This is a genomic window from Pseudomonas extremorientalis, assembly GCF_024584605.1.
GTDB classification, from domain to species: Bacteria; Pseudomonadota; Gammaproteobacteria; order Pseudomonadales; family Pseudomonadaceae; genus Aquipseudomonas; species Aquipseudomonas extremorientalis.
The window spans coordinates 4,838,008-4,863,384 of the sequence record NZ_CP089519.1; the positions used below are offsets into that span (position 1 = coordinate 4,838,008).

25 protein-coding genes are annotated in these 25,377 nt (G+C 60.7%); 5 read left to right on the plus strand and 20 right to left on the minus strand.

Annotated features, from left to right (window positions below):
* Positions 1-92 precede the first annotated feature (92 nt).
* Positions 93-815 carry a lysophospholipid acyltransferase family protein gene (locus tag LUU92_RS21695; protein WP_257102633.1) on the plus strand — a complete coding sequence of 241 codons (723 nt, stop codon included), beginning with the start codon at positions 93-95 and terminating at the stop codon, positions 813-815.
* 132 nt (positions 816-947) lie between these two features.
* The gene (locus LUU92_RS21700; RefSeq protein ID WP_092242626.1) at positions 948-1,919 is read left to right on the plus strand and encodes a magnesium and cobalt transport protein CorA; all 972 of its coding nucleotides are present in this window, start codon (positions 948-950) and stop codon (positions 1,917-1,919) included.
* Here the strand turns inward: LUU92_RS21700 and LUU92_RS21705 are convergent.
* From LUU92_RS21705 to LUU92_RS21715, 3 genes are all read right to left on the minus strand, one after another.
* The gene (locus tag LUU92_RS21705) at positions 1,916-2,629 is read right to left on the minus strand and encodes an amidotransferase (protein WP_071491436.1); all 714 of its coding nucleotides are present in this window, start codon (positions 2,627-2,629) and stop codon (positions 1,916-1,918) included. The genes LUU92_RS21700 and LUU92_RS21705 overlap by 4 nt on opposite strands.
* Before the next feature lie 84 nt (positions 2,630-2,713).
* The gene (locus tag LUU92_RS21710; protein WP_257102634.1) at positions 2,714-4,861 is read right to left on the minus strand and encodes a 3-hydroxyacyl-CoA dehydrogenase NAD-binding domain-containing protein; all 2,148 of its coding nucleotides are present in this window, start codon (positions 4,859-4,861) and stop codon (positions 2,714-2,716) included.
* A 15-nt stretch (positions 4,862-4,876) separates the two neighbouring features.
* Positions 4,877-6,082, minus strand: coding sequence for an acetyl-CoA C-acetyltransferase (locus LUU92_RS21715; protein ID WP_257102635.1), 1,206 nt, complete (start codon positions 6,080-6,082; stop codon positions 4,877-4,879).
* Between the two features lie 645 nt (positions 6,083-6,727).
* Here LUU92_RS21715 and LUU92_RS21720 point away from each other — a divergent pair.
* A complete protein-coding gene (locus tag LUU92_RS21720) occupies positions 6,728-7,534 on the plus strand; it encodes a c-type cytochrome (RefSeq protein ID WP_257102636.1) in 807 nt (268 codons plus the stop codon).
* Positions 7,535-7,579: 45 nt separating this feature from the next.
* On the opposite strand, the gene LUU92_RS21725 is transcribed toward LUU92_RS21720, so the two are convergent.
* The 14 genes from LUU92_RS21725 to LUU92_RS21790 all read right to left on the minus strand — a co-directional run bounded on the left by LUU92_RS21725 (position 7,580) and on the right by LUU92_RS21790 (position 19,079).
* Positions 7,580-8,383, minus strand: coding sequence for a transglutaminase family protein (locus LUU92_RS21725; RefSeq protein WP_093128108.1), 804 nt, complete (start codon positions 8,381-8,383; stop codon positions 7,580-7,582).
* On the minus strand, positions 8,380-9,330 hold the full coding sequence (locus LUU92_RS21730) for an alpha-E domain-containing protein (protein ID WP_257102637.1): 951 nt from the start codon (positions 9,328-9,330) through the stop codon (positions 8,380-8,382). The genes LUU92_RS21725 and LUU92_RS21730 overlap by 4 nt, the downstream gene beginning before the upstream one ends.
* 4 nt (positions 9,331-9,334) lie before the next feature.
* Positions 9,335-10,744 (minus strand): circularly permuted type 2 ATP-grasp protein, encoded by a 1,410-nt coding sequence (locus LUU92_RS21735; RefSeq protein ID WP_257102638.1) that lies wholly within the window; start codon positions 10,742-10,744, stop codon positions 9,335-9,337.
* Positions 10,745-11,147: 403 nt separating this feature from the next.
* Positions 11,148-11,489, minus strand: a complete 342-nt coding sequence (locus LUU92_RS21740; RefSeq protein ID WP_058427416.1) for a ribonuclease E inhibitor RraB — start codon at positions 11,487-11,489, stop codon at positions 11,148-11,150.
* Positions 11,490-11,701: 212 nt separating this feature from the next.
* On the minus strand, positions 11,702-11,938 hold the full coding sequence (locus LUU92_RS21745) for a hypothetical protein (protein ID WP_071491443.1): 237 nt from the start codon (positions 11,936-11,938) through the stop codon (positions 11,702-11,704).
* Between the two features lie 103 nt (positions 11,939-12,041).
* Complete coding sequence (locus tag LUU92_RS21750; protein WP_071491444.1) at positions 12,042-12,647, minus strand: START domain-containing protein; 606 nt, start codon at positions 12,645-12,647, stop codon at positions 12,042-12,044.
* Positions 12,648-12,688: 41 nt separating this feature from the next.
* Positions 12,689-12,943 carry a YkgJ family cysteine cluster protein gene (locus tag LUU92_RS21755; protein WP_071491547.1) on the minus strand — a complete coding sequence of 85 codons (255 nt, stop codon included), beginning with the start codon at positions 12,941-12,943 and terminating at the stop codon, positions 12,689-12,691.
* 162 nt (positions 12,944-13,105) lie between these two features.
* Entirely contained in the window at positions 13,106-13,591 is a 486-nt protein-coding gene (locus LUU92_RS21760; protein ID WP_058427420.1) for a hypothetical protein, read from the minus strand.
* A gap of 104 nt (positions 13,592-13,695) precedes the next feature.
* Positions 13,696-15,135 carry an aminotransferase-like domain-containing protein gene (locus tag LUU92_RS21765; protein WP_015885400.1) on the minus strand — a complete coding sequence of 480 codons (1,440 nt, stop codon included), beginning with the start codon at positions 15,133-15,135 and terminating at the stop codon, positions 13,696-13,698.
* Between the two features lie 189 nt (positions 15,136-15,324).
* Complete coding sequence (locus LUU92_RS21770; RefSeq protein WP_071491446.1) at positions 15,325-16,140, minus strand: OmpA family protein; 816 nt, start codon at positions 16,138-16,140, stop codon at positions 15,325-15,327.
* Positions 16,137-16,499 (minus strand): DUF4398 domain-containing protein, encoded by a 363-nt coding sequence (locus LUU92_RS21775; RefSeq protein WP_058427423.1) that lies wholly within the window; start codon positions 16,497-16,499, stop codon positions 16,137-16,139. Before LUU92_RS21775 ends, LUU92_RS21770 begins: the two co-directional genes overlap by 4 nt.
* Before the next feature lie 9 nt (positions 16,500-16,508).
* Entirely contained in the window at positions 16,509-17,324 is an 816-nt protein-coding gene (locus LUU92_RS21780; RefSeq protein WP_071491447.1) for a substrate-binding periplasmic protein, read from the minus strand.
* A gap of 73 nt (positions 17,325-17,397) precedes the next feature.
* Positions 17,398-18,327 carry an electron transfer flavoprotein subunit alpha/FixB family protein gene (locus LUU92_RS21785; protein ID WP_058427425.1) on the minus strand — a complete coding sequence of 310 codons (930 nt, stop codon included), beginning with the start codon at positions 18,325-18,327 and terminating at the stop codon, positions 17,398-17,400.
* Positions 18,328-18,329: 2 nt separating this feature from the next.
* Positions 18,330-19,079, minus strand: coding sequence for an electron transfer flavoprotein subunit beta/FixA family protein (locus tag LUU92_RS21790; RefSeq protein ID WP_071491449.1), 750 nt, complete (start codon positions 19,077-19,079; stop codon positions 18,330-18,332).
* Between the two features lie 505 nt (positions 19,080-19,584).
* On the opposite strand from LUU92_RS21790, the gene LUU92_RS21795 reads away from it, so the two are divergent.
* Positions 19,585-21,249 carry an electron transfer flavoprotein-ubiquinone oxidoreductase gene (locus LUU92_RS21795; RefSeq protein ID WP_071491450.1) on the plus strand — a complete coding sequence of 555 codons (1,665 nt, stop codon included), beginning with the start codon at positions 19,585-19,587 and terminating at the stop codon, positions 21,247-21,249.
* A gap of 42 nt (positions 21,250-21,291) precedes the next feature.
* Here LUU92_RS21795 and LUU92_RS21800 read toward each other — a convergent pair whose 3' ends face one another.
* Positions 21,292-22,185: an AraC family transcriptional regulator gene (locus LUU92_RS21800; protein WP_071491451.1), complete on the minus strand. Its 894-nt coding sequence runs from the start codon at positions 22,183-22,185 to the stop codon at positions 21,292-21,294.
* A gap of 181 nt (positions 22,186-22,366) precedes the next feature.
* Between LUU92_RS21800 and LUU92_RS21805 the strand changes: the two genes are divergently transcribed.
* The gene (locus LUU92_RS21805) at positions 22,367-23,419 is read left to right on the plus strand and encodes an NAD(P)-dependent alcohol dehydrogenase (RefSeq protein ID WP_092242587.1); all 1,053 of its coding nucleotides are present in this window, start codon (positions 22,367-22,369) and stop codon (positions 23,417-23,419) included.
* On the opposite strand, the gene LUU92_RS21810 is transcribed toward LUU92_RS21805, so the two are convergent.
* A complete protein-coding gene (locus LUU92_RS21810) occupies positions 23,420-24,223 on the minus strand; it encodes an IclR family transcriptional regulator (RefSeq protein WP_071491453.1) in 804 nt (267 codons plus the stop codon).
* Between the two features lie 183 nt (positions 24,224-24,406).
* The gene (araH, locus tag LUU92_RS21815) at positions 24,407-25,372 is read right to left on the minus strand and encodes an L-arabinose ABC transporter permease AraH (protein WP_028617559.1); all 966 of its coding nucleotides are present in this window, start codon (positions 25,370-25,372) and stop codon (positions 24,407-24,409) included.
* Between the last annotated feature and the right edge of the window lie 5 nt (positions 25,373-25,377).

The following is a 25,377-nucleotide window of genomic DNA, read 5'->3' on the forward strand; positions in this document are numbered from 1 at the left end:
ACATCGGCTATCTCCTACCTCTACCGGGATAATTGCCGAATACAGTGCACAACCGTACACTGCGCCAACTTTTGTCCCGGTAGGCCGTGTCGATGCTTTTCCTGTTGCGTATGTTGTTGATGAGCCTGCACTTTATGCTTGCCGGCGTGCTCGGCGTGCTGGTTGGTGTGTGCCGGCCGTTCAACCCGGACAACAGTCGCCTGTGCGCACGCCTGTACGCGCTGCCGGCCATGTGGATCCTGCGGCTCAAGGTGAAGGCCGATGTGGACTCGCTGCGCAACAAGCCCGGCACCTGCGTGATCATCGCCAACCACCAATCCAACTATGACCTGTTTGTGTTCGGCACCGTGGTGCCCCACCGCACGGTGTGCATCGCCAAGAAAAGCCTGAAGTGGGTGCCGCTGTTCGGCCAGTTGTTCTGGCTGGCGGGCAATGTGTTGATTGACCGGGGCAATGCGCACAAGGCACGCCGCGCGATGCTCACCACCACCCACACGTTGCAGCATGAAGACACCTCGATCTGGGTGTTCCCGGAAGGCACGCGCAACCTGGGCAAAGGATTGCTGCCGTTCAAGAAAGGTGCGTTCCATATGGCGATTGCGGCGGGTGTGCCGATTGTGCAGGTGTGTGTCAGCAATTACGTCACGCAAATGCAGCTCAATCGCTGGAACAGTGGGGATGTGCTCATACGGTCGCTGCCGCCAATTCCTACCGTTGGCCTGACCTCGGATGACATCCCGGCGTTGATGCAGGCGTGTCATGCGCAGATGCAAGCCTGTATTGACGAGATGGACCGCGAGTTGCGGGCAGCCTGAACACCGCTTGGAGGCGCTTCGCCCCCCAGCGCGAGCAAGCTCGCACACTACAAAAAGCTCGACGCAACGACGGAACGCCATTCAGGCTAAGCTGCCCAACACTTGTCCTCCCAATAAGAAGCGATCAGCACCATGGGTAGAGTTGTTGCGGCCGCCGTCTACAGCGCCGGTAAGAAAGTCACGGATATCACTCTCGATGAAGGCGCGGCCTGGGCCGCCAAACCCGATCACTTTGTATGGATAGGCCTGGAAGAACCCGACGCCCGGGAGCTGGCCAACCTGCAACGCCAGTTCAACCTGCATGAACTGGCCATCGAAGACGCCCTGGAAAAACACAGCCGCCCCAAGCTGGAAACCTTTGGCGATGCGCTGTTTATCGTCACCTACTCGCCGGTGCGCGAGAACGGCAAGCTGGAGTTTATCGAGACGCATATCTTTGCCGGCAACGGCTACATCATCACCGCGCGCAATGGGCACTCGGCGTCCTACGGCTTTGTGCGCCAGCGTTGTGAGGCGCGGCCGCTGTTGCTGGAGCATGGGGAAGATTTCGTACTGTATGCGCTGCTGGATTTCGTCACCGAAAACTACCAGCCGGTGAGCGAAGCGATCCATGCCGAGATCGATGAGCTGGAGCGCAACGTGTTGTGCAGTTCGCTGAGCGAGCGGGATATCCAGAAGATCCATGGCCTGCGCCGCGACGTGTTGCGACTCAAGCGTTATGTGGCGCCGATGGTGGAGATCAGCCAGGAGTTGCAGAAGCTCAGCTTCCCGTTCATCGACAAGAACATGCGCCCGTATTTCCGTGACGTGCAGATTCACGTGACGCGGCAGATGGAAGACCTGACCACCCTGCGCGATATCGCCAGCCAGACCATCGAAATCGGTGTGTTATTGGAGGCTTCGCGCCAGAGCGTGGTGCAGCGCAAGTTTGCCGCATGGGCGGCGATCCTGGCGTTCCCCACCGCAGTGGCGGGGATTTACGGGATGAACTTCCAGAACATGCCCGAGCTGCAATGGCACTACGGCTACTTTGCGGTACTCGGGTTTATTGCGACGGGTTGCACGGCATTGTGGGCCAGTTTCAAACGGTCGGGTTGGCTTTAGGATTTGTGCGCCACAAACCGCATCATCCATTCCGCCACGGTTGCACCGTGGTGGTCGCGCTCGAGGCTGGCCACGCCGTTCGTATAGACTTTTTCGCCCAGGGTTGTCTGGAGAATCTCCAGCAACTCGCGAGAATAATCATGGACAAATTCCGGGTGGCCCTGGAAACACAGCACCTGGTCACCGATGTGGTACGCCGCGAACGGGCAAAAAGCGCTGGAGGCGATGACCGTGGCATTCTCCGGCAACGTGGTGACCTGGTCCTGATGGCTGATCAATAGGGTCAATTCCGGTACTTCAGGGCTCATCCACGGGGCCTTGGCATCCAGTTGGTAGTCGTGAATGCCCATGCCCCAGCCCTGGCCGGCGCGCTCGGTCTTGCCGCCCAGCAACAGTGCCAGCAACTGATGACCGAAGCAGATGCCGAGCAGCTTGTCGCCACGCTCGTAACGGTCGAGCAGGTAGGTCTTGAGGGTCTGGATCCATGGGTCAGTGCCGAAGGAGTCGGCTTTGCTGCCGGTGACCAGGTACGCGTCGAAGACTTCGTCGTCCGAGGGGTATTCACCGTTCACCACGTTGTACACCACGAACTCGGCGGGAATCGGCTGCTTGGCGAACAGGCGCTTGAACATCTGCCCGTACCCTTGGTATTGATCGATCAAGCCTGGACGCAGGATATCGGTTTCCAGGATACAGACGCGTAGCGACATAAAAAATACCTGACACGGTGATGGGAATATTGCACACCCCCAGAGCCTGCCTTGAAATACCCCTTCAAGGCAAGCCCCCCAGCTTCACCGGAACACTTCACCCTGCGCCGCTTTCTCCAGCAACAGCGCCGGCGGCGTGAAACGTTCGCCATACTGCTGCGCCAGATAGCGGGCGCGGGCAACAAAGTCGTTCAAGCCGTATTGGTTGATGAACTGCAGCGCGCCACCGCTCCAGGCCGCGAAACCAATGCCGAAAACAGACCCCACGTTCGCGTCCGCCGTGGACATCAACACCCCCTCCTCCACACAGCGCACCGTCTCGATGGCCTGGATAAACAGCAGGCGGTCGCGTACATCCTGCGCAGAGATGCGTTGGTCGGGTCGCTCAAAGCGGCTTTTCAACTCTGGCCACAGGTACTTTTGCCCGCCGCTGGGGTACTCATAGAAACCGCCTCCCGCCGCCTTGCCCAGCCGCTTGTATTCATTGACCAACAGATCGATCACCGCCGTCGCCGGGTGCGCAGGCAGCGCCTTGCCCTCCGCCTGCAAGTCCTTGGCCGTCTGCTGCCGGATATGGCTCATCAGGCTGAGGGACACTTCGTCAGACACCGCCAACGGCCCCACCGGCATGCCGGCCTTGCGCGCTTCGGTCTCGATCATCGGCGCGGCCACGCCCTCACCGAGCATGGCAATGCCTTCGTTAGTAAAGGTGCCGAACACCCGTGAAGTGAAGAAGCCACGGCTGTCATTGACCACGATCGGGGTTTTCTTGATTTGCAGGACGAAATCGAAACCCCGGGCCAGGGTTTCGTCGCTGGTGCGTGCGCCCTTGATGATTTCCACCAGCGGCATCTTGTCCACCGGGCTGAAGAAGTGCAGGCCAATGAAGCTGGCCTGATCCGGCACCGCCGTGGCCAGGCCGCTGATGGGCAAGGTGGAGGTGTTGGAGGCGATTACGGCCTCGGCGCCGACCACGCTTTGCGCAGCGGCCGAGACCCTGGCCTTGAGTTCGCGGTCTTCGAACACCGCCTCGATGATCAGGTCACAGCCTGCCAGGTCAGTATCAGAGGCCGTAGGAAGAATCCGCGCCAAAATGGTTTCCCGCTGCTCGGCGGTCAACTGCCCACGGCTGACCTTCTTGTCCAGCAGCACCGCCGAATGCACCTTGCCCTTCTCGGCGGCCGCCAGGTTGATGTCCTTGAGCACCACCTCGATGCCTGCACTGGCGCTGACATAGGCAATACCCGCCCCCATCATCCCCGCACCGAGCACGCCGACTTTACGCGTGATATACGGCGCAAACCCTTGCGGCCTCGAGCTGCCGGCGTTGATCTCGTTAAGCTGGAACCAGAAGGTGCCGATCATGTTTTTTGCCACCTGCCCCGTCACCAACTCGGTGAAGTAACGGGTTTCGATCAGGTGCGCGGTGTCGAAGTCTACCTGGGCGCCTTCGACGGCCGCACAGAGAATTTTCTCCGGGGCGGGGAAACAGCCGTTGGTTTTACTGCGCAAAATCGACGGCGCAATTGCCAGCATCTGTGCAACTTTTGGGTTCGAAGGGGTGCCGCCTGGAATCTGGTAGGCCTTGTTGTCCCACGGTTGCCTGGCGTCCGGATTGGCCAGAATCCAGGCGCGGGACTTGGCCAGCAACTCATCGCGATCCGCCGCCAGTTCGTTGATCAAGCCGGCTTGCAGCGCCTGTTGCGGCCGCACTTTCTTGCCTTCGAGCAAATACGGCAAGGCCTTTTCCAGCCCCAGCATACGCACCATGCGCACCACCCCGCCGCCCCCCGGCAGCAGGCCCAGGGTGACTTCCGGCAAGCCCAACTGCACCGACTTGTCGTCCAGCGCGACGCGGTAATGGCATGCCAGGCAAATCTCCCAGCCGCCCCCGAGTGCCGCACCGTTGATGGCGGCCACCACGGGCTTACCGAGGGTTTCCAGGCGCCGCAGTTGCGCTTTCAACACCCGCACACCGTCATAGAAATCCTTGGCGTGGGCCTTGTCGACCTTGATCAGTTCATTGAGATCGCCACCGGCAAAAAACGTTTTCTTCGCCGAGGTGATGACGACGCCGGCGATGCTGTCCCTTTCCGTCTCCAGGCGTTCGACCGTGGCCGCCATGGCCGCGCGGTATACGCCGTTCATGGTGTTGGCGCTTTGGCCGGGCATGTCGAGGGTCAGCACCACGATGCCGTCCTGGCCTTTTTCGTAACGAATGGCTTGGGTCATGACAAATTCCTTGGCTCAGAGGCGTTCGATAATGGTGGCGATGCCCATGCCACCGCCAACACACAGGGTGGCCAGGCCATAGCGCTGCTGGCGTACTTCGAGTTCGTCGAGCAGGGTGCCGAGGATCGCGCAGCCGGTCGCTCCCAACGGGTGCCCCATGGCAATCGAGCCGCCGTTGACGTTCACACGTGCGGCGTCGATGCCCATGTCCTTGATGAACTTGAGCACCACCGAGGCAAACGCTTCGTTGACCTCGAACAGGTCGATGTCTTCGACGCGCAGGCCGGCCTTGGCCAGGGCCTTGCGCGTGGCGGGCGCAGGACCGGTGAGCATGATGGTCGGATCGGTACTGGTGACCGCCGTGGCAACGATACGTGCCCTGGGTTGCAGGCCCAGTTCACGCCCCTTGGCTTCGGAGCCGATCAACATCAGCGCCGCCCCGTCGACGATGCCGGAACTGTTGCCGGGGGTGTGTACGTGATGGATGCGCTCTACATGGCTGTAGACCCGCAACGCGGTGGCATCGAAGCCCATCTGCCCCATCATTTCGAAACTCGGCTTGAGCTTGCCGAGGCCTTCAAGGGTGGAGTCGCCGCGAATGAATTCGTCATGGTCCAGCAGCACGATGCCGTTCTGGTCCTGAACCGCGATCAGCGACTTGTTGAAGGCACCGTCTGCACGCGCCCTCGCCGCTTTCTGCTGCGAATGCAGGGCAAAGGCGTCGACGTCCTCGCGGGTGAAACCTTCCAGGGTGGCGATCAGGTCCGCGCCAATGCCCTGTGGGGTGAAGTGACTGTGCATATTGGTCTGCGGGTCGAGCACCCAGGCGCCGCCGTCACTGCCCATGGGCACGCGGGACATGGACTCGACACCGCCGACCACCACCAGGTCCTCGAAGCCGGAGCGGACTTTCATCGCCCCCAGGTTCACCGCCTCCAGGCCCGACGCGCAGAAGCGGTTGACCTGCACGCCGGCGACGCTGATGTCCCAGTCCGCCACCAGCGCCGCGGTCTTGGCGATGTCGGCGCCCTGGTCGCCTACCGGGGTCACGCAGCCGAGCACGATGTCGTGCACTTGATGAGTGTCGAGGTCACTGCGTCGGGCCAGCGCGGTGAGCAGGCCGGCCACCAGGTTCACCGGCTTGACGCTGTGCAAGGCACCGTCCGGCTTGCCTTTGCCACGTGGGGTGCGTATTGCATCAAAGATCAACGCTTGGGTCATGACGTCCTCGAACCAGTGTGCATGTGTGCCCTACCTTAGGCCCGATTGACACGGTTTCAATGACGGATGCGCTCATTGCTTTTGACCCCCTCGCTCGGACGAACGGTAGGTACCTAAGGTAATCCCCTGATTAATCGTTTTAGCTGTCTAGCCAAGGCATTGGCGCCAAGATGGCGATATGCCTCATGCCTTTTTAAGCAGAAATGCTGATTAGCTGATACGAAATGAGTCTAAGCCGCGAAGAACAAGGCCTCTAAGGTTGAATCAGTAGGAAGTTGCTGCCGGGTTTTGCTGGAGCAACTGTAAGAAAAGCGACACGTCATCTCGCCATACTGAAATAAAACCGGCACGCATTTGACGCTCAGGAATAACAACAAAAGGCAGTCAGCCATGTTCAAACATTCGAAAGTACGTCAGGCGGGACTCATTCTGTTCGCCACCACACTGATTCTGATCTTGCCCAATTTAACCAAGGTTATTGGGTGACACCTCCACGCCCACATGCCGTGCATTCACAGCACCGGGTCTGCAGTTTTTGGCAGCGCCTGCAAGGACATTGCGCATAGCGGTCCTGCAGGGGCTGTCTTTTTGCGTGCAGATTTGCGGTATCGTGAGCAGCATCGCCACTCGACACCGGGCCCTTTCTTGAAAGCCATCCTTGCCCTCCTCGCCTTGCTCATCAGCCTCCCCACTGCGGCGGCCCAATTGACCATCGAACTCGACCACTCCCGCAAGACCTGGCAGACCGCCGACTTGCTCAAGCACCCGCAAGCGCAGACGGTGCAGATCGCCGATGACGTCTCCTACAAGCGCAGCATGAGTTATCGCGCAGTGCCGCTAGCCGTACTCCTACCTGGCTTGAAACCCGAGAGCCACGTGCAAGCGGTGGCCCTGGATGGGTTCGCCGCCGAACTCACCGCCGCGCCGTTGCTGGAACACCAGGGTGCACGCGCCTGGCTGGCGGTGGAGGATCCTGCTCAACCATGGCCGGCGTTGGCAGATGGCAAACCCGGTGCAGGGCCGTTCTACTTGGTGTGGACCAACCCGCAAGCCGGGGCTATCAGCCCTGAGCAGTGGCCATTCCAGATTTCCGCGATCAAGCAGTTGAAGACAGTGGCGGTGCGTTTTCCGGCGTTGTTGCCGGATCCGAAGCTGGCGGCCAACGACCCGATCAACCAGGGTTTTGCCCTGTTCCAGAAAAACTGTCTGGCATGCCACCGCCTCAATGGCGCCGGAGACGCCCAGGTGGGACCGGACCTGAATATCCCCTACAACCCCACCGAGTATTTTGGCGGTGATTTCCTCAAGCGCTATATCCGCGACCCACAGAGTTTGCGGCATTGGCCGCAGGCGAAGATGCCGGCGTTCGCGGCCAGCGTGTTGCCGGACGGTGAGCTGGATCTGTTGGTGGGGTATTTGAAGCATATGGCCGGGCGTAAACAGCAACCTTAAACATCCGGTGGTGAACGCCACGACACCCCGCTCGCCGCGACCCTATCATTGCTGCTGGACGGAAATCACCGGCGTCGGCGCCACGAACACCTTGGCATGCATCTGCTCATGCCCACCGCCCCGGCGCATGCCGCGCACCGGGCAAGCATCGAGGTAATCCAGCCCCACCGCCAGCTTCAAATGCCGCTCCGGGCGGGCCAGTTGGTTGGTCACGTCAAAACTGTACCAGGCGTCATCCAGCCAGGCTTCGGCCCAGGCGTGGCTGGCCAGGTGCGTGCTGTCCTCGGTGTATAAATACCCCGACACATACCGCGCAGGAATGCCCAGGCTACGCGCACAGGCCAGGAACGCGTGGGTGTGGTCCTGGCACACGCCCGCCCGGCCGGCGAAGGCCTGGGCGGCGCAGGTGTCGACTTCGGTCGCGCCAGGTGTGTAGGCCATCGCCTGGTTCAGCGCGTGCATCAAGTCGATCAACGCCGTGCGGTCGCGCCGTTGATGGCAGTGCTGTTCGGCAAAACCACGCAAGGCGTCATCAGGTTCGGTCAGGCGGGTGCACCGCAGGAACGGGAACGCCGATTGGCTCTCGTGCTCGGCCTCACGCAGCTCGTCAATATCCACCTGACCACGCGCGCCAATGATGATGGCGTCGTGGGGCTCATCCAGGGTCAACACATGCAGGATGTTGCCGAACGGGTCCACCTGGGCACGCACCGGGCGCGGCAGGTCGAGTTGCCAACTGAGCACGTGCTGGCGCTCGCTGTCATGGGGCGTGAGGCGCAGGTACTGGATGCTGGCGCGCACCTGGTCTTCATAATGGTAGGTGGTTTCGTGGCTGATGGAGAGTCTCATGCCGCCTCCAGGTAGGAAGTGTAGATGGCGTCGCCCAACTGGCGGACCAAAGGGATAAAGTCGGTCAGCCAGGCGTGCAGGCCTTCCTCAAGGATTTCATCGATGGCGGTAAAGCGCAGGCGCGCATCCATCTCGGCAGCCAGGCGCTGGGCCGGGCGGCCGTTGATGCCGGGCAGGCTGGCGAGGATCTGGTCGATCTCTTCACTGCAGGCACGCAACGAGCGTGGCACATCGGCGCGCAACAGCAGCAACTCGGCGACTTGCCGGGCGCCAGGCGCATCGCGATAAATCTCGGTGTAGGCCTCGAACGACGACAAGGCGCGCAGCAAGGCACTCCATTGATAGTAGGCGTGGGCCGTGCCATCGGTGACAGGCTCGGCGCGGTCACCGGCCATTTCATAGCGGGCGTCCAACAGGCGCAGCGTGTTGTCGGCGCGCTCGATAAAAGTGCCCAGGCGGATAAACCGGAAGGCGTCGTTGCGCATGATGGTGCCGTAGGTGGCGCCACGGAACAGATGGGAGCGTTCCTTGACCCACTCACAGAACCGGCTCATGCCATAACGGCTGAGGCCCTGCTGGGCGATATCGCGAATATCCAGCCAGGTGGCGTTGATGTTTTCCCACATATCCGCGGTAATTCGCCCACGCACGGCATGGGCGCTGGCCCGCGCCGCACCGAGACAACTGTAGATGCTGGCCGGGTTGGCCGCGTCCAGCGCAAAAAAGTGCAACAGGCGTTCGGCGTGCAACTGGCCGTGACGCTCGTGGTAATCCTCCAGGGTGCCGGTAATCAACAACGGCATGGCCAGTTCATGCAGGCCATCGCCGCGCCCATCCTGGGGCATGAGTGACAGCGAGTAGCTGACGTCGAGCATGCGTGCGAGGTTTTCGGCACGCTCCAGGTAGCGCGACATCCAGTACAGATCCGAGGCAGTTCTACTCAACATGGCATCATTCCTCGACCACCCAAGTGTCTTTGGTGCCGCCGCCCTGGGACGAGTTGACCACCAGCGAGCCTTCGCGCAAGGCCACGCGGGTCAGGCCACCGGGGACTACACGGGTCTCCTTGCCGGACAACACAAATGGGCGCAGGTCGATATGGCGCGGCGCAATGCCGTTTTCGACAAAGGTCGGGCAGGTGGATAAACACAGGGTCGGCTGGGCGATATAGGCGTGGGGCTTGGCCTTGATACGCGCACGGAAGGCTTCGATTTCCGCTGCCGTGGACGCCGGGCCTACCAGCATGCCGTAGCCGCCGGAGCCCTGGGTTTCCTTCACCACCAGGTCCGGCAGGTTGGCGAGCACGTGGGACAGTTCGTCGGGCTTACGGCACTGGAAGGTCGGAACATTCTTCAGGATCGGTTCTTCATCCAGGTAAAAACGGATCATCTCGGTGACGAAGGGGTACACCGACTTGTCATCCGCCACCCCGGTGCCGATGGCATTGGCCAGCACCACATTCCCGCAGCGATAAGCCGCGAGCAGGCCGGGCACGCCGAGCATGGAGTCCGGGTCGAAGGCCAGGGGGTCGAGAAACGCATCGTCGAGGCGACGGTAGATCACATCCACGGCCTTTGGCCCATCGGTCGTGCGCATGAAGACGCGATCATCACGCACGAACAGGTCGGCGCCTTCCACCAGTTCCACCCCCATCTCACGGGCGAGAAAGGCATGCTCAAAGAACGCGCTGTTAAAGCGACCCGGCGTCAATACCACCACGCTGGGGTTATCCAGGGGGCTTGAGCTTTTCAGGGTGTCGAGCAACAGGTTGGGGTAGTGATCGATAGGCGCGATGCGCTGGGCAGCGAACAGTTCGGGGAACAGGCGCATCATCATCTTGCGGTCTTCGAGCATATAGCTGACGCCGCTGGGCGTACGCAGGTTGTCTTCGAGCACGTAGTACGTACCGTCTCCATCGCGTACGAGGTCGACGCCGGAGATGTGGGAATACAGGTCGCGGTGCAGGTCCAGGCCCTGCATTGCCAGCTGGTATTGCTCGTTGGCCAGCACCTGTTCGGCAGGAATGATCCCGGCCTTGATGATGCGTTGCTCGTGATACAGGTCGGCGAGAAACATGTTCAGCGCCTTGACCCGCTGGATGCAGCCGCGCTCGACAATCCGCCATTCGCTGGCGGGAATGCTGCGCGGGATGGTGTCGAAGGGAATCAGGCGCTCGGTGCCCTGCTCGTCCCCGTAGAGGGTGAAGGTGATCCCGGCGCGGTGAAACAGCAAATCGGCTTCGCGCCGGCGCTGGGCCAGCAGTTCAGGCGGGGTTTCGGCCAGCCAGCGGGCGAACTCGCGGTAATGCGGTCGGACCTGGCCTGCCCCATCGTACATTTCATCGTAATAAGTGCGGATCATGCCGAACTCCTTGTCACCCGGGCGAAAGAACCGTCGCAAGGCCCGTGCCAGCGGCATAAACACTTAGAAATCAGTGAGTTGAATTAACCACGCAATCTGCTCGCACCGTCCTGGTGCGCAGAATGCCCGGTGCACTGCCCGACGCTTCATCGCAATGCGGGCTTTGACTATCAACAGCATAGTCAGAGTTGATTTCACTGCCCGGCGCAGGCTGCGGATAATCGGCCCCATCTGCTGAACTGCCTTCAGCGCTCCGCTCTTCCCTTTAAGCCACCCTCATGGGTGGCCTTTTTTTTGGTGCATAAAAATAGCGCGCAAGTTCCGAGTAATTTTCCCACCTCACAAACAAAATCGGCCGACCCAAAGGTCAGCCGATACGCTGTGTTTCTCATACTTCAAGTCGCTACATGGGTAACCCACGCACCTCCTGCTTCACGCCCCATCCTTCGATGATCCCACCCAGCGGCTCGACCACCGCCCCGAAGTCTTGCTCGAAGTCTCCTATGCCGTCGTAGGTCGCAAACATGACTTTGCTCAGTTCCAGGTACCAGGCGCCATCGTCGCGCGCACTCACCTGGGCATTCAGGGATTCCCCGCGAAACTCACCCGCAGCCCTGCGCGCCCGTTCCTCATCCGGGAAAATGGCGTAGAACTCGATGGGGTGAAAACGCGAAAAGTCGAAGCCGCCTTCTTTCATGCGGCGCAGAACGTTGGTGCTGATGTCTTCTTGATAGGCTGTGCTCATGAAAAGTGCTCCTCGAATTGATGGATAGACTTTCCGTGCTTCCCGAAGCCCACGCCGCAATGGCGTGGGGACTACGGCAACAACATCACCGCTGGAAAACAAGCATGTAGCTGACAAGACCAGAACTAGCGATTCATTCGCTGATCTCGTTTGCAGAGTAGCGCGAAGCTATCACCTCCACCAGAGGCGCTTGGATGGCTTACAGGGAATGTTCAGGCGGCGGGAGAGATGTCGAGGATCTGGATACTGTTCTGGTCTTTGAGGATCTTGACCGTCGGCTCGGGCTTGCGGCCCTCCAGGTCATTGAGGTCCAGTTCGGCGGCGACGGGCACCAGCTTGTTGCGAATCATGCGCGCAGCGTCTTCGAGGCTGGGCTTGTGTTCGCAGGTGAACTGCTCCACGGACTGCACGCCGTGATCATCAACGAAGGTAATTTGCCACGTTTGCATCGGTGCCTCCTCGATAAAACCCATATGTGGGCTTACACGTATCTGGACCTTGAGCGCTGGACAAACGTTCCACTCAAGGCCGGAGGCACCGGATCAGCTGCAGTTATTTTTCTGCGTGTTGTTTCAAGGCTTTCAAGGTGTTGAACGGGGCGTCCACCACAAACTTGTTGGCCAACCACGAGGGCACGCTGCCGCCAGGCTCGGTGTGCACCTGGTAGGTGACTTCGGTCAGGTTGTCGCCTTTGGGCACCAGTTTCCAGAAGCCGTCGACCTGGGCGACGCGCACGTAGCCTTTTTCTTCAGGCTTGTAGGTGGGGACACCTTCAAGTTTACGAGTCAACGTGCCATCGGCGGCCTTGGTCGTGGTGATATGCAGGTAAGAGTCACGATCCGTCACAGGGAACGGCGCTTTGAATTGGGTGTAGGTCCAGCTCTCGTCGCCCTTCTTGTCGACCAGTTTCTGGGACTTGCATTCGTGGATCCAGGCGCACGCACCGGCAACGTCTTCCTGCAGCGCGACAATCTTGGCCACCGGCGCCTTGATCGTGGTGACCCCGCGATACGCCTTGTACTTGGAGCCGGCAATTTCGCTCAGGGACACCTTGATACCGTCTTCGTCCTTGGCGACTTGCCAATCCTCAGCCTGGGCAGTGGCAGCAAACAACACTGTAAAACCGCACAACACAGCCATTCGTTTCAGCGAACCCATTGTTGTATTCCTTATTGTTGAAGTTCCGATAGTAAAGCCCATCAAGCCGCCGTCATCTGCTCCCACCAGCCGATCAAGCGGATCGCATCGGCCTGGTCGGTGCCGCAGACCTCGAGATCTGCCTTGAAATCACTGCACACCGCCGGTCGCTCCGGCTGGCCGAACAGCAGGCATAGTTGTTCGACCGACAGGTGCAAGCAGCGTTCGCCGGCGGGCTTGCCTTGTGGCATGCCCGGTAATGGCGAACTGATGGAGGGGGCGATGCAGCAAGCGCCACAGCCTTCACGGCAATTCATGACCAGCAAGTCCTCGACGACTCAATGTGGATGGCGGGGCTAGAGTACGCCCTAAAACAGCCGTTTTAAAATGGGTTAACAGGGGTTTTTCGCAGAAAACAAAAGTGACTGACCAGTCTGCGACAGATGGTCGAGGGCACGCGTCACGTTTGCGGGAAAAGTTTACTGCTTGAACTCGAACTCCAGCGCGGCGCCTTCCACTTCGCGTCGTTCTTCGTTGCGCAGTTGCAGCTTCATTTCGTTGCTGAGCAGACGGCCGTTGATCTGGAAGGCGCTGTTGTCGGCGGGCTTCTCACCGAACATCGGCGGCAGCAAGGGCACACTTTTGGGTTTGGGCATGGTGCCGATAGGCTGCAAGTGCCTGACCATATCCGACGGCAAGGACAGGTCCAACTGTGCCGGTGGCAATTGTGTCTGCGTCACCTCGCGAGATGCCTTGGACTTGCTGGCTGCACGTTTTTTGGCGGCGGCGGTGGGTTTCTTCACCGCTGGCGCTTTTTTTACGGGAGCCGGTTTTTTCGCGGGGGTCTTCTGCTCGTTACTGGCGGCTGGCTTGGTTTCGCTCACAGGGGCTGCCGCCAGCACTGTGCCGACGTTGCACAGGCTTAACAGGCCAATTACCAGAACAGCGCGAAAAATACAGGTCATATCGCCTACAGCATTAACGGCAGAGGGCCATATGCTCGCTTGTTGTGCGCGGCATGACAAGCACGGTGATCAGCGCGCTATAGGATTTGTCCCCTTTCCGAGCGTCACAGTCCTGCTGCCGTTTCCTGGCATAACTGGCTGGCCAGCATCCCCAACGTCATCAGCGCCCGCTCTGCCTCGCGGTTCCACGGGGTGCCGCAGTTGAGGCGAATACAGTGATTGAACTGCTCCGTGTTACTGAAGATCAGACCCGGCGCAATACTGATGCCCTGTTGCAGTGCGCGCACGTGCAGTTCCTGGGTATTGACCCTTCCAGGCAAACTGACCCACAGGATGAAGCCGCCCGTCGGACGGGTCATCTGAGTGCCTTCCGGGAAATACTGCTGCACGGCCAGTTGAAAGGCGCTGAGGTTCTTGCGGTACTCCTGGCGGATGTAACGCAGATGCCGGTCGTAGCCGCCATTTTCCAGGTAAGCCGCAACGCCCATCTGCGTGACACTGCACGCGGAGTGGGTGCTGAACATCTGCAGGCGCTGGATCTCCTGCTGATACTTGCCGGCGATCATCCAGCCAATGCGCACACCGGGGGACAGCGTCTTGGAAAAGCTCGAGCAATAGATGACCCGATCCAGGCGGTCATAGGCTTTCAGCGCCTTGGTGCGGCCCAGTTCGAACATCAGCTCGCCGTAGATATCGTCCTCGACAATCTGGATGTCGAAGTCCGAGGCCAGGCGCAGTAACTGTTTCTGCCGTTCCTCGGGCATCGTGCCGCCCAGCGGGTTGCTCAGGCGCGTGGTCAGCACCAGGGCCTTGATCGACCATTGGTTGGCCGCCAGCTGCAGGGCCTCCAGGCTCATGCCGGTGGACGGGTCGCTGGGAATCTCGATGACCTTGAGGCCCAACAGATCGGCCAGTTGCAGCAACCCGTAATAGGTCGGCGATTCAGCGGCTATCAGGTCGCCCGGCCGCGTCAGCACCCGCAGGGACATCTGCAACGCGTCGACACAACCGTGGGTGATCACCACTTCGGACGGGTCCACCACCACACCCGCATCGCGCATGCGGATCGCCACTTGGCGGCGCAGCGGTTCGAAACCGGGGCTGAACATGTAGCTGAACGCCCGTGGGCTCTGGAAGCGCGTGACCTTGGCCAGTTGCTGGTGCAGGGCGCGTACAGGCAGGTAGTCCACGCTCGGCACCGCGGCGCCCAACGGAAACACTCCCTCGCGACGCGACTCGCCCAATACCTGTTGAATGATGCTGCTGCGGGTGACCAACCCAGGGCGCTCGACCCGTGCAATATCCGGCGTCGGCGCCGTGAGTGCTGGCGTCTGGTGCACGTAATAGCCGGACTGTGGCCGCGCCCGGATCAGCCCCTGGTCTTCCAGGTTGGCATAGGCCTGCAACACCGTCGCGTGGCTGACGTTCAACTGCGAACTCATCTTGCGCACCGACGGCACGCGCTCGCCCGGTTGATAGACACCGCGCCGGATATCCTCAGCCAGCTGCTGGGCGATACGTTGGTAAAGCAACAGATTGGTCATGACGCAGCACTCGATTTCACGGGTATTTTATTTTTGTGTGAAACATACCGGCACAGTTTAGAAGTGTACGGGGACAGTTGCCACAATAGTCGAGCGCGCGTTGTAGTGACAGTAAAACTGTGAAGGTGCACACCAAAAAAATGTGGGAGGGGGCAAGCCCCTCCCACACTTTTGATTTGTGCCTGGCGCCTAACGGGCGGCGCCGAGTTGGCCTTTTTCGTCGGAGAAAACGATTTCAACGCGACGGTTCTGTGCCCTGCCCCGCTCGGAGGCATTGGCCTCCACCGGGTACTGGTCGCCATACCCTTCCACCTGGATGCGTTTTTCGTCGATGCCCAGGTCGACCAGCACATCAGCCACCGACTGCGCGCGGTCGCGGGACAGCTTGAGGTTTTCCTGCTCGCCGCCGGTGTTATCGGCGTAGCCCTCGATACGCACCACACGCTTGGGGTTCAGTTGCAAGAACTGCACGATCTTGAGCACTGTACGGTTGGCCGAGTTCTTCAGCTCGGCGTCACCGGTGTCGAACAGCACATCGCCCAGGGTCATCACCAGGCCACGATCGGTCTGGGTGGTGGTCAGGCTGGCGATCTGTTCTTCAAGCCATTTGCCCTGCTGCTGTACGCTGCTCAGCTTGCTTTCGCGCAAGGCCAGTTGCAGGCGCTGGCGCTCCAGTTCGAGCTTGGCGCCGCGCTCCTGGTTGAGCGCCTGTTCGGTGTGTTCGCGGGCAATGGCGCTATAGCGCTGGCTCAAATAGGCGTAATGCACCACGTCGGCACCGCTGCCCCAGTAGCTGGACAAGCGGTCGGCACGGGCCAGGGACTCACCGGCGCGGATCACGTCCTTGGGCGCAAAGCGCAACACATTGGCGTCTTCCTTGACCTTCTGGAAATCATTCCCGGCCTGTTGCAGGGCCTGTTCGCTGTCGGGATGGCTGGCACAACCGCCCAATACAGCAGTGCCCAACAGCAGCGCACAGCTCAAACCACGGATCATCGGACTCATTGGGCTTCCCCCAACTGCAGTTGCTTGCGCAGGCGAGTGATGCGGGTGTTGAGCACGTTCAACTGCTCCTGGCTCTTGCGGGTCAACACTTTGGCTTCTGCCAGCCGCGCGTCCAACTCGGCTTGCTCAAAGCGCATGCGTGCATTTTTGTAGGACTGGTCAGCCATGCTCGACTTGGCCCGGGCGAATTTCTCTTCGGCCAGTTTCAGTTCGGGCGATTCATCGGGGTTGGCGCCAACGGCGCTGGCTTGCTCCAGGGCTTGCTGAGTGAGGCGAATTTGTTCATTCGGCGCAGGATCAGCTGCACATCCCGCCAGAGCGACAACGGCGAGGGCCGCGAAAAGAGGTCGAAGAGTCACTGAAAATCCCTACTTTGTTGGGGTGCCGACGGGTTGTTGCAATTGCGCTTTCCAACGTTCCAGATTGCGCTGCAACGCGGCTTCCGTCACACCAGACCCGGGCAATTCTGTCATCTTTTTGGCGAGCTGTCCGCGCAACCACGGATCGTTGCAGGCCGAGTTGTGGGAAATCGCCAGGTACAGGCCCGGCTGATCGACGGGCACGTCGCGGGCGATCAGGTCGTTGCTCATGCCCAGGGTCTGCGCCATCGCCATGCCGGAATAGCGTCCCGCGAGGACATAGTCGACCTCTCCCAGCAGCAGCTTCTGGAACGCCGGCGTCAGGGACGCCAGGCGTTGCAGGCTCAATTGCTGGCCGGCGAAGGTCTCGAAGGCGGCACTCAAGCGCGCACGTTCCGACACCGCGCCTTTGTGCCCGTGCAGGTCGGCCGCCGTGGTGTAGACCAGCGCTGAATCCTTGCGCGTCCACACCAGATAGTCGAGCTGCACCAGGGCCGGGTGGATGTAGTCGAGGGTTTCCAGCTCGCCCAGGTTCAGCGGCGCATCGGCGAGGATATCCATGCGCCCGCTGCGCACCTCATCCAGGGCCAGCGAGCGTTTGCCGCCATAGAGCAGGTCGATTTTCAACCCGAGGTCCTTGCCCACCTGTTGCAGCACGTCGGCGGTGGCGCCGATCAGGTGCGTGGGGTCTTGCGGGTCACGCCAGAGCAAGGGCGGCGCGTCCGGGCTGCCGGTGATCACCAGGCGGTCGCATTTGCCGGCGGCCAGCGCCAGGCTCGGCAGCAGTGTGAGGCCCAGCAGTACAGCCCAGGGGCGCAATTCCATGGCGTGTGTCTCCAGCAAGTCAAAAAAAAGCCCGGTCACTAGGACCGGGCTCTTTATAAGTGAAGCGACTGGATTAGACCAGCTTCTCCAACTCAGGGACGGCTTCGAACAAGTCCGCCACCAGGCCGTAATCAGCCACTTGGAAGATCGGTGCTTCTTCGTCCTTGTTGATCGCAACGATCACTTTGGAGTCCTTCATACCGGCCAAGTGCTGGATCGCGCCAGAGATACCGACGGCGATGTACAGCTGTGGCGCAACGATCTTGCCGGTCTGGCCGACCTGCATGTCGTTGGGTACGAAACCTGCGTCGACGGCCGCGCGGGAAGCGCCGACCGCAGCGCCCAGCTTGTCGGCCAGGGCGTACAGGTGCTTGAAGTTGTCACCGTTCTGCATGCCACGGCCGCCGGAAACGACGATCTTGGCAGCGGTCAGCTCAGGACGGTCCGACTTGGCCAGCTCTTCGCCTACAAAGCTGGAGGTGCCAGCGTCGTGGGCAGCGGCGACGGCTTCAACGGCAGCCGAACCACCTTCAGCGGCAACCGGGTCGAAACCGGTGGCACGCACGGTGATGACTTTGACCGAAGCGTTGGACTGTACGGTAGCGATAGCGTTACCGGCATAGATCGGGCGCTTGAAGGTGTCTGCGCTTTCGACCGAGATGATCTCGGAGATCTGGTCAACGTCCAGCTGCGCGGCAACGCGTGGCAGGATGTTTTTGCCGTTGGAGGTGGCGGCAGCCAGGATGTGGCTGTAGCCAGCGCCCAGCTCTGCAACCAGGGGCGCAACGTTTTCCGGCAGTTGGTGAGCATAGGCCGCGTTGTCGGCGACCAGTACTTTGCTCACGCCAGCGACTTTCGCAGCGGCTTCAGCCACCGCGCCAGCGCCCTGGCCTGCAACCAATACGTGGATATCACCACCGATTTTCGCAGCGGCAGCCACGGTGTTCAGGGTGGCCGGGGCCAGCACTTTGTTGTCGTGTTCTGCGATTACCAAGATAGTCATGGTTAGATTACCTTCGCTTCGTTTTTCAGTTTCTCGACCAGTTCAGCCACCGACTTGACCTTGATGCCCGCGCTGCGTGCAGCCGGTGCTTCAACTTTGACGGTCTTGTTGGTGGAGGCGGTGGAAACGCCCAAAGCTTCCGGAGTCAGCGACTCAAGCGGCTTCTTCTTGGCTTTCATGATGTTTGGCAGGGACGCGTAGCGCGGCTCGTTCAAACGCAGGTCGGTGGTGACGATGGCCGGCAGTTTCAAAGAAACGGTCTGCGCGCCGCCGTCGATTTCACGGGTGACAGCCACGCTGTCGCCGCTTACTTCGACTTTGGAGGCGAAGGTGCCCTGGCCGTAACCGGTCAGCGCAGCCAGCATCTGGCCAGTCTGGTTGTTGTCGCTGTCGATGGCCTGTTTGCCGAGGATAACCAGCTGAGGCTGTTCCTTGTCGACAACGGCTTTGAGCAGCTTGGCCACGGCGAGGGAGGTCAGCTCTTCAGCGGACTCGACCAGGATGGCGCGGTCGGCGCCCAGTGCCAGGGCGGTACGCAGCTGCTCTTGAGCAGTGGCAGGACCGATGGAAACCACGACGATTTCAGTCGCCACGCCTTTCTCTTTCAGGCGTACGGCTTCTTCCACGGCGATTTCGCAGAACGGGTTCATCGACATCTTGACGTTAGCGAGGTCGACGCCGGAATTGTCCGCCTTGACGCGAACTTTCACGTTGTAATCGACAACGCGTTTGACAGCTACAAGAACCTTCATGGATTCCTCGTTACTCTCCGGTGAAAAGAAAGTCGCCTAGGCGAACCTGGCGGTTGATGCTCATCGGCACACAAGGGCACCTCCAAAAACGCAGGCGGCGACCTTGCTCACGGGAAATGATGACCGTTCGTCGGGGGTGACTGAGAGGTCATTCTTTATCGCAGCGTGTAAACTGCGCGCCAATGGTTGGCACGCGTCACCTGTCTTGCTTTTGGACGTGCTCTTGAAACCTGCTGTCTGCCTACGGTAAGCGCAAAACCGACCGTATATTGACCGGAACGCCTATTCTGGTCAATACGGCAAAATAGCCAGTCATAAGCCGCACCACTGTGATTTATCTAGCCTGCGGGCAATTCAAACAAACGTTTGTATTGGACGCTGCCAGTGGTGTAGATATAATGCGCCACCTAGAGAGAAAGGTGGTTCTTGCCGTTGCCGCAAGACAACACCGAACCTCCACCCATTAGAAAAAAAAGCCTGTTGAGCCTTGAGTAGGAGATAGCCTGTGGAACGCGAATACATGGAATTCGACGTGGTCATCGTCGGCGCTGGCCCGGCGGGACTGTCTGCCGCCTGCCGCCTGAAGCAGAAGGCCGCCGAAGCCGGTAAGGAAATCAGCGTCTGCGTGGTCGAGAAAGGCTCCGAAGTCGGCGCGCATATCCTCTCCGGTGCCGTGTTCGAACCCCGCGCCCTGAACGAACTGTTCCCGGACTGGAAAGCACTCGGTGCGCCGCTCAACACTCCGGTGGTGCGCGATGACATCTATGTACTGCGCAGCCCCGAAGCCTCCACCAAGGTCCCTGACTTCTTTGTGCCCAAGACCATGCACAACGAAGGCAACTACATCATTTCCCTGGGCAACCTGTGCCGCTGGCTGGCCCAGCAGGCCGAGAACCTGGGCGTGGAAGTCTACCCAGGCTTCGCCGCCCAGGAAGCGCTGTTCGACGAAAACGGCGTGGTGCGCGGCATCATCACCGGTGACCTCGGCGTCGACCGCGAGGGCAACCCAAAGGAAGGCGTCTACACCCCAGGCATGGAGCTGCGTGGCAAGTACACGCTGTTCGCCGAAGGTTGCCGTGGCCACATCGGCAAGCAACTGATCCAGCGCTTCAACCTGGACAGCGACGCCGACGCCCAGCACTACGGCATCGGCCTCAAGGAAATCTGGGAAATCGACCCGGCCAGGCACCAGCCTGGCCTGGTGGTGCACACCGCCGGCTGGCCGCTGGACATCATGAGCGCCGAGAACACCGGCGGCTCGTTCCTCTATCACCTGGAAAACAACCAGGTGGTGGTCGGCCTGATCGTCGACCTGTCCTACAGCAACACCTTCCTGTCGCCGTTCGATGAGTTCCAGCGCCTCAAGCACCACCCGGTGCTGGCCCAGTACCTCGAAGGCGGCAAGCGCATCAGCTACGGCGCCCGTGCCATCTGCAAAGGCGGCCTGAACTCGCTGCCGAAGATGGTCTTCAAGGGCGGCGCGCTGATCGGTTGCGACCTCGGCACCCTGAACTTCGCCAAGATCAAGGGCAGCCACACCGCGATGAAGTCCGGCATGCTTGCCGCCGACGCCGTGGCCGACCGCCTGTTTGCCGAATCCGAAGGCGGTGATGAATTGACCGCTTACGTCGACAGCTTCAAGTCCAGCTGGCTCTACGAAGAACTGTTCGCCAGCCGCAACTTCGGCCCGGCGATGCACAAGTTCGGCCCGATCATCGGTGCCGGTTTCAACTGGTTCGACCAGAACATCCTGGGCGGCAAGATGCCGTTCACCCTGCACGACACCAAGCCGGACTACGCCTGCCTCAAGCTGGCCAAGGACAGCAAGAAGATCGACTACCCGAAACCCGACGGCAAGCTGAGCTTCGACAAGCTGAGCTCGGTGTTCATCTCCGGTACCAACCATGAAGAAGAACAGCCGTGCCACTTGAAGTTGAAAGACGCAAGCATCCCGATCGGCACCAACCTGCCGCTCTACGATGAACCGGCGCAGCGCTACTGCCCGGCTGGCGTGTATGAAGTGATCACCCAGGAAGACGGCGAGAAGCGCTTCCAGATCAACGCCCAGAACTGCGTGCACTGCAAGACCTGTGACATCAAGGACCCTTCGCAGAACATCACCTGGGTTACGCCGGAAGGCGCGGGTGGGCCGACTTACCCGAATATGTAAGCTCGCGGCTAGGACAAAAAGGCTCCCAAATGGGAGCCTTTTTTATGCTGCGCGCTCTTCGCCGGGATTACGCAGGAAATAGCGTTTATATTCCCGACTGAACTGCGACGTACTCTGATACCCCACGCTATGCGCCGCCTGCGCCACGCCCATGCCGTCCACCAGCAGCAACTGCTGGGCCTTGAGCAGACGCAAACGCTTCAGGTACTGCACCGGCGACAACAACGTGCAGCGCTTGAAGTGCTCATGAAAGGTCGACGCACTCATGTGCGCATACCCCGCCAGCGTCTCGATATTCAGCGGCTCGGCGTAATGGGCATGCAGGTGATTCAACGACGTGGCGATGCGCGAAAACTGCCCCTGCTGTTCCACCAGCGCCCGCAACACATCCGCCTGCGGACCTCGTAAAGCGGTGAACAACACTTCCCGGACCCGCGCCGGCCCCATGATCCGGCTTTCCAGCGGATCGTGCAGACACTCCAATAGCCGTTCGACGGCACCGCGCATCGCATCATCGAGCATCACCGAACTCATCGACTCCAGCGTCTGCGCCGTGGGCGGCGGCCCGGCCTGAATGCCCATGGCCATCACCAATTCGCCCAAGACCACGCGGTCAATGCCCACCGTGACGCCATACAACGGCGCATCGGAACCCATGGCAAACGTCTCGCACTCAAAGGGCACCGGCATGGCCTGGATCAGGTAGTGCCCGGCGCCATACTCCAGCGTGCGCGGCCCCAGGTAGGCGACTTTGCTGCCTTGGGCCACGAACATCAGGCTTGGCTCATAAATCTGCGGCCCGCGTGCCACGTCACAACTGGCGCGCAGCACTTGCACACCGGGCAGGTGGGTCGGGGAGAAACCGTCGCAGGGCGTAAGCCCCTCAATCAAGGCAACCAGGGTGGCGTTGGCATCGAGATGGCGGGTCAACAACATGGCAAAAAACTTCGCGAATAAGGGATGAGAACATCATCGCAGGTCTGGCGGCCAACGGATCCAAACCAGGGGCACTCCCGGACGAATAGGCATGAGACTCGGAGCATTTGCCATGTTCGCTCCCAGGGTCCGCGCGCAGAATGCGCCACCTCTACAGTCCAGGCTTTTGCGAGGTTTCCCCATGTACACCGCCATCGGTTATGCCGCCCAGTCGGCCACCACTCCCCTCGCCCCCATGTCCTTCCAGCGCCGCAGCCCGCGCGCCGATGACGTGGCCATCGAGATCCTCTACTGCGGCGTCTGCCACTCCGACATCCACCAGGCTCGCAACGAATGGGGCATCGCCGTATACCCGCTGATGCCGGGCCACGAGATTGTCGGCAAGGTCACTGCCGTTGGTGCCAATGTCACCGCGCACCAAGTCGGCGACCTGGTCGGCGTCGGCTGCATGGTCGACTCGTGCCGTCACTGCGACGCCTGCAAATCGGACCTTGAGCAATACTGCCTCGAAGGCCCGACCATGACCTACGCCACCCCGGACCGCGTAGACGGCAGCAACACCATGGGTGGTTACTCGGACAGCATCGTGGTCAGCGAACACTTCGTGGTGAAGATCCCGGCCAAGCTCGACCTGGCCAGCGCGGCACCGATCCTGTGCGCCGGCATCACCACTTACTCGCCGCTCAAGCACTACGGCGTGAAGGCCGGCGATAAGGTCGGCGTGCTGGGCATGGGTGGCCTGGGCCATATGGGCATCAAGTTCGCCAAGGCGATGGGTGCGGAAGTGACGTTGTTCACCCGCTCGGCAAGCAAGGCTGAGGAAGGTCGTCGCCAGGGTGCCGACCATGTGATCGTGTCCACCGATACCGAGCAGATGAACGCCGCCGCCGGCAGTTTCGACTTCCTGCTGGACACCATCCCGGTGCAGCACGACCTGAACCCCTACCTCGACGTGCTGCGCTTTGACGGCGTGCATATCCTGGTGGGCCTGATCGAACCGGTCGACCCGCCCGTCAACGCCGCCAAGCTGGTGCTGGGCCGTAAAGTGCTGGCCGGTTCCTTGATCGGTGGCATTGCCGAAACCCAGGAAGTCCTGGATTTCTGCGCCGAGCACAACATCACCTGTGATATCGAAATGCTCGACATCCGCCATATCAACGAAGCCTACAGCCGCATGATTGCCGGCGATGTGAAGTACCGCTTTGTCATCGACATGGCGACCTTGAAGGCCTGATCAGGCCTTCGCGCCCAACTCCGCCGACAGCCGGGCTGCGACCTGTTTGACCACGGGGATCAGCTCGGCCATCTTCTCCAGCGGCATGTAGGGCACGGTACTGGCGATGCTGATGCCGGCGACGATGCGCCGGCTGGCATCGCGCACCGGTGCTGCTACGCAGCGGATCGACGGTTCGTTGTCTTCCAGGTCGAACGCATACCCACCCACGACGTATTCACGCATGCGCTGCTCGAACTGCGCCCAGGATTGTTCCGGGTGCTGCGGCCATTGCAGGCTTTTCCCACCCGCCGGCAGGCTGACGTCGTACAGGCGCTGCCACTCCTCCACCGTGTCATCCAGCAGCAATGCCTTGCCGATCCCGGTCCGCGCCAGCGGCATGCGGTGGCCGACCCGCGAGCGCATTTCCGGGCCATTGCGGCCGGGGTTCTTGTGCAGGTAGAGCACATCGTCGTATTCACGGATGGCCAGGTGGATGGTGTCACCGGTCAGCGCCGACAGCTCATCCAGATACGGAATGGCCAGGGTCACCAGTGGCAGCTCTTCGCGCGCCTGGAACCCCAGTTCGATCAATTTCGGCCCCAACAGGTAACCCACTTGCGGCACCACGCGCAGGTAACGCTCCTCCACCAGGCAACTGGCCAGGCGGTGGGTGGTGCTGCGAGTGGTGCCGATGCGCTTGGCGATCTCTTTCAGATCCCGCGCACCCGCCGCCACGGCCTGCACCACGCCCAGGCCGCGCAACAGGGTCTGGGTGCCAGTGGGGGCGGTATCTTTGACGGGGATGTGGGCGTTTTCCTGCATATCGGGCCTATTAGTGTGAAAGCGGGGGCATTATGGCAAATACCGACCCTCAATACAGTGGCGATCCAAATGTGGGAGGGGGCTTGCCCCCGATGGCGGCACATCAGAAAAACAGGTATCCACTGACCCACCGCTGTCGGGGGCAAGCCCCCTCCCACATTCGAATCTTCATAGGGCTCGGGATCAACGCTGTTTCATGCGGTCGATGATGACCGCCAGCAACAGGATCGAACCACGGATGACGTACTGGTAGAAGGTATCGATGTTCTTCAGGTTCATCGCATTCTCGATGATCGCCAAAATCAACACCCCGGCAATCACATGACGGATCATGCCGATGCCGCCACTCAACGACACCCCGCCCAATACACACGCCGAGATCACGGTCAGCTCGAACCCCTGCCCAATCATCGGCTGGCCCGAGGTCATGCGCGAGGCGAGAATCACCCCGGCCAGGGCGCCGATCAAGCCGTGCACGGCAAAGATGATGATCTTGGTGCGATCGACGTTCACCCCGGCCAGCAATGCCGCTTCCTGGTTACCACCGATGGCCATGGTGTTGCGCCCGTAGGTGGTGTAGTTGAGCAGCCAGCCGAAAAACACAAAGCACAGCACGGTGATGATAATCGGCACCGGCACGCCCATCAGCTGGCCGTTGCCGAACACGAAGAAGCCCTCATCCATCACCCCCACCGCTTTGCCGTTGGAGAAGATGTAGGCCAGGCCGCGCACGATCTGCATGGTCGCCAACGTCGCGATCAATGCATTGATGCGCAGCTTGGCGATGACGATGCCGTTGATCAGCCCCACCACCAGGCCCATGGCCAACGCTGCCGACACACCGAGCACCACGCTGTCAGTGTCGCGGATCACGATGCCCGCGACCACGCCGGCACACGCAATCACCGAGCCCACCGACAAGTCGAAATGCCCGGAGGCCAGGCAGAACAACATGGTGCACGCGGCAATGCCCACGGTGGAAATCGCCAGGCCCAGCCCGCGCATGTTCAGCGGTGAAAGGAAGTTATCGATAAACAACGCGCTGAGCACAAAGATGCTCAACGCGGCGAGTAGCATCACCCAGTCATCGAGGAATTTGCGCTGGTTGAAACCCGGCCAGAAGCCCTTTGCAGTTTTTACCTCGGACATCATTC

Excerpts from the sequence above, each read along its gene's own strand:
- LUU92_RS21805 (WP_092242587.1), top strand. The coding sequence starts at position 22,367 with ATGTACACCGCCATCGGTTATGCCGCCCAGTCGGCCACCACTCCCCTC.
- LUU92_RS21750 (WP_071491444.1), bottom strand. The coding sequence starts at position 12,647 with ATGGGTTCGCTGAAACGAATGGCTGTGTTGTGCGGTTTTACAGTGTTG.
- LUU92_RS21715 (WP_257102635.1), bottom strand. The coding sequence starts at position 6,082 with ATGACCCAAGCGTTGATCTTTGATGCAATACGCACCCCACGTGGCAAA.
- LUU92_RS21760 (WP_058427420.1), bottom strand. The coding sequence starts at position 13,591 with ATGACCTGTATTTTTCGCGCTGTTCTGGTAATTGGCCTGTTAAGCCTG.
- LUU92_RS21790 (WP_071491449.1), bottom strand. The coding sequence starts at position 19,079 with ATGAAGGTTCTTGTAGCTGTCAAACGCGTTGTCGATTACAACGTGAAA.
- LUU92_RS21730 (WP_257102637.1), bottom strand. The coding sequence starts at position 9,330 with ATGTTGAGTAGAACTGCCTCGGATCTGTACTGGATGTCGCGCTACCTG.
- LUU92_RS21725 (WP_093128108.1), bottom strand. The coding sequence starts at position 8,383 with ATGAGACTCTCCATCAGCCACGAAACCACCTACCATTATGAAGACCAG.
- LUU92_RS21700 (WP_092242626.1), top strand. The coding sequence starts at position 948 with ATGGGTAGAGTTGTTGCGGCCGCCGTCTACAGCGCCGGTAAGAAAGTC.
- LUU92_RS21810 (WP_071491453.1), bottom strand. The coding sequence starts at position 24,223 with ATGCAGGAAAACGCCCACATCCCCGTCAAAGATACCGCCCCCACTGGC.
- LUU92_RS21745 (WP_071491443.1), bottom strand. The coding sequence starts at position 11,938 with ATGCAAACGTGGCAAATTACCTTCGTTGATGATCACGGCGTGCAGTCC.
- LUU92_RS21740 (WP_058427416.1), bottom strand. The coding sequence starts at position 11,489 with ATGAGCACAGCCTATCAAGAAGACATCAGCACCAACGTTCTGCGCCGC.
- LUU92_RS21770 (WP_071491446.1), bottom strand. The coding sequence starts at position 16,140 with ATGAGTCCGATGATCCGTGGTTTGAGCTGTGCGCTGCTGTTGGGCACT.
- LUU92_RS21765 (WP_015885400.1), bottom strand. The coding sequence starts at position 15,135 with ATGACCAATCTGTTGCTTTACCAACGTATCGCCCAGCAGCTGGCTGAG.
- LUU92_RS21735 (WP_257102638.1), bottom strand. The coding sequence starts at position 10,744 with ATGATCCGCACTTATTACGATGAAATGTACGATGGGGCAGGCCAGGTC.
- LUU92_RS21705 (WP_071491436.1), bottom strand. The coding sequence starts at position 2,629 with ATGTCGCTACGCGTCTGTATCCTGGAAACCGATATCCTGCGTCCAGGC.
- LUU92_RS21800 (WP_071491451.1), bottom strand. The coding sequence starts at position 22,185 with ATGTTGTTGACCCGCCATCTCGATGCCAACGCCACCCTGGTTGCCTTG.
- LUU92_RS21780 (WP_071491447.1), bottom strand. The coding sequence starts at position 17,324 with ATGGAATTGCGCCCCTGGGCTGTACTGCTGGGCCTCACACTGCTGCCG.
- LUU92_RS21785 (WP_058427425.1), bottom strand. The coding sequence starts at position 18,327 with ATGACTATCTTGGTAATCGCAGAACACGACAACAAAGTGCTGGCCCCG.
- LUU92_RS21755 (WP_071491547.1), bottom strand. The coding sequence starts at position 12,943 with ATGAATTGCCGTGAAGGCTGTGGCGCTTGCTGCATCGCCCCCTCCATC.
- LUU92_RS21710 (WP_257102634.1), bottom strand. The coding sequence starts at position 4,861 with ATGACCCAAGCCATTCGTTACGAAAAAGGCCAGGACGGCATCGTGGTG.
- araH (WP_028617559.1), bottom strand. The coding sequence starts at position 25,372 with ATGTCCGAGGTAAAAACTGCAAAGGGCTTCTGGCCGGGTTTCAACCAG.
- LUU92_RS21695 (WP_257102633.1), top strand. The coding sequence starts at position 93 with ATGCTTTTCCTGTTGCGTATGTTGTTGATGAGCCTGCACTTTATGCTT.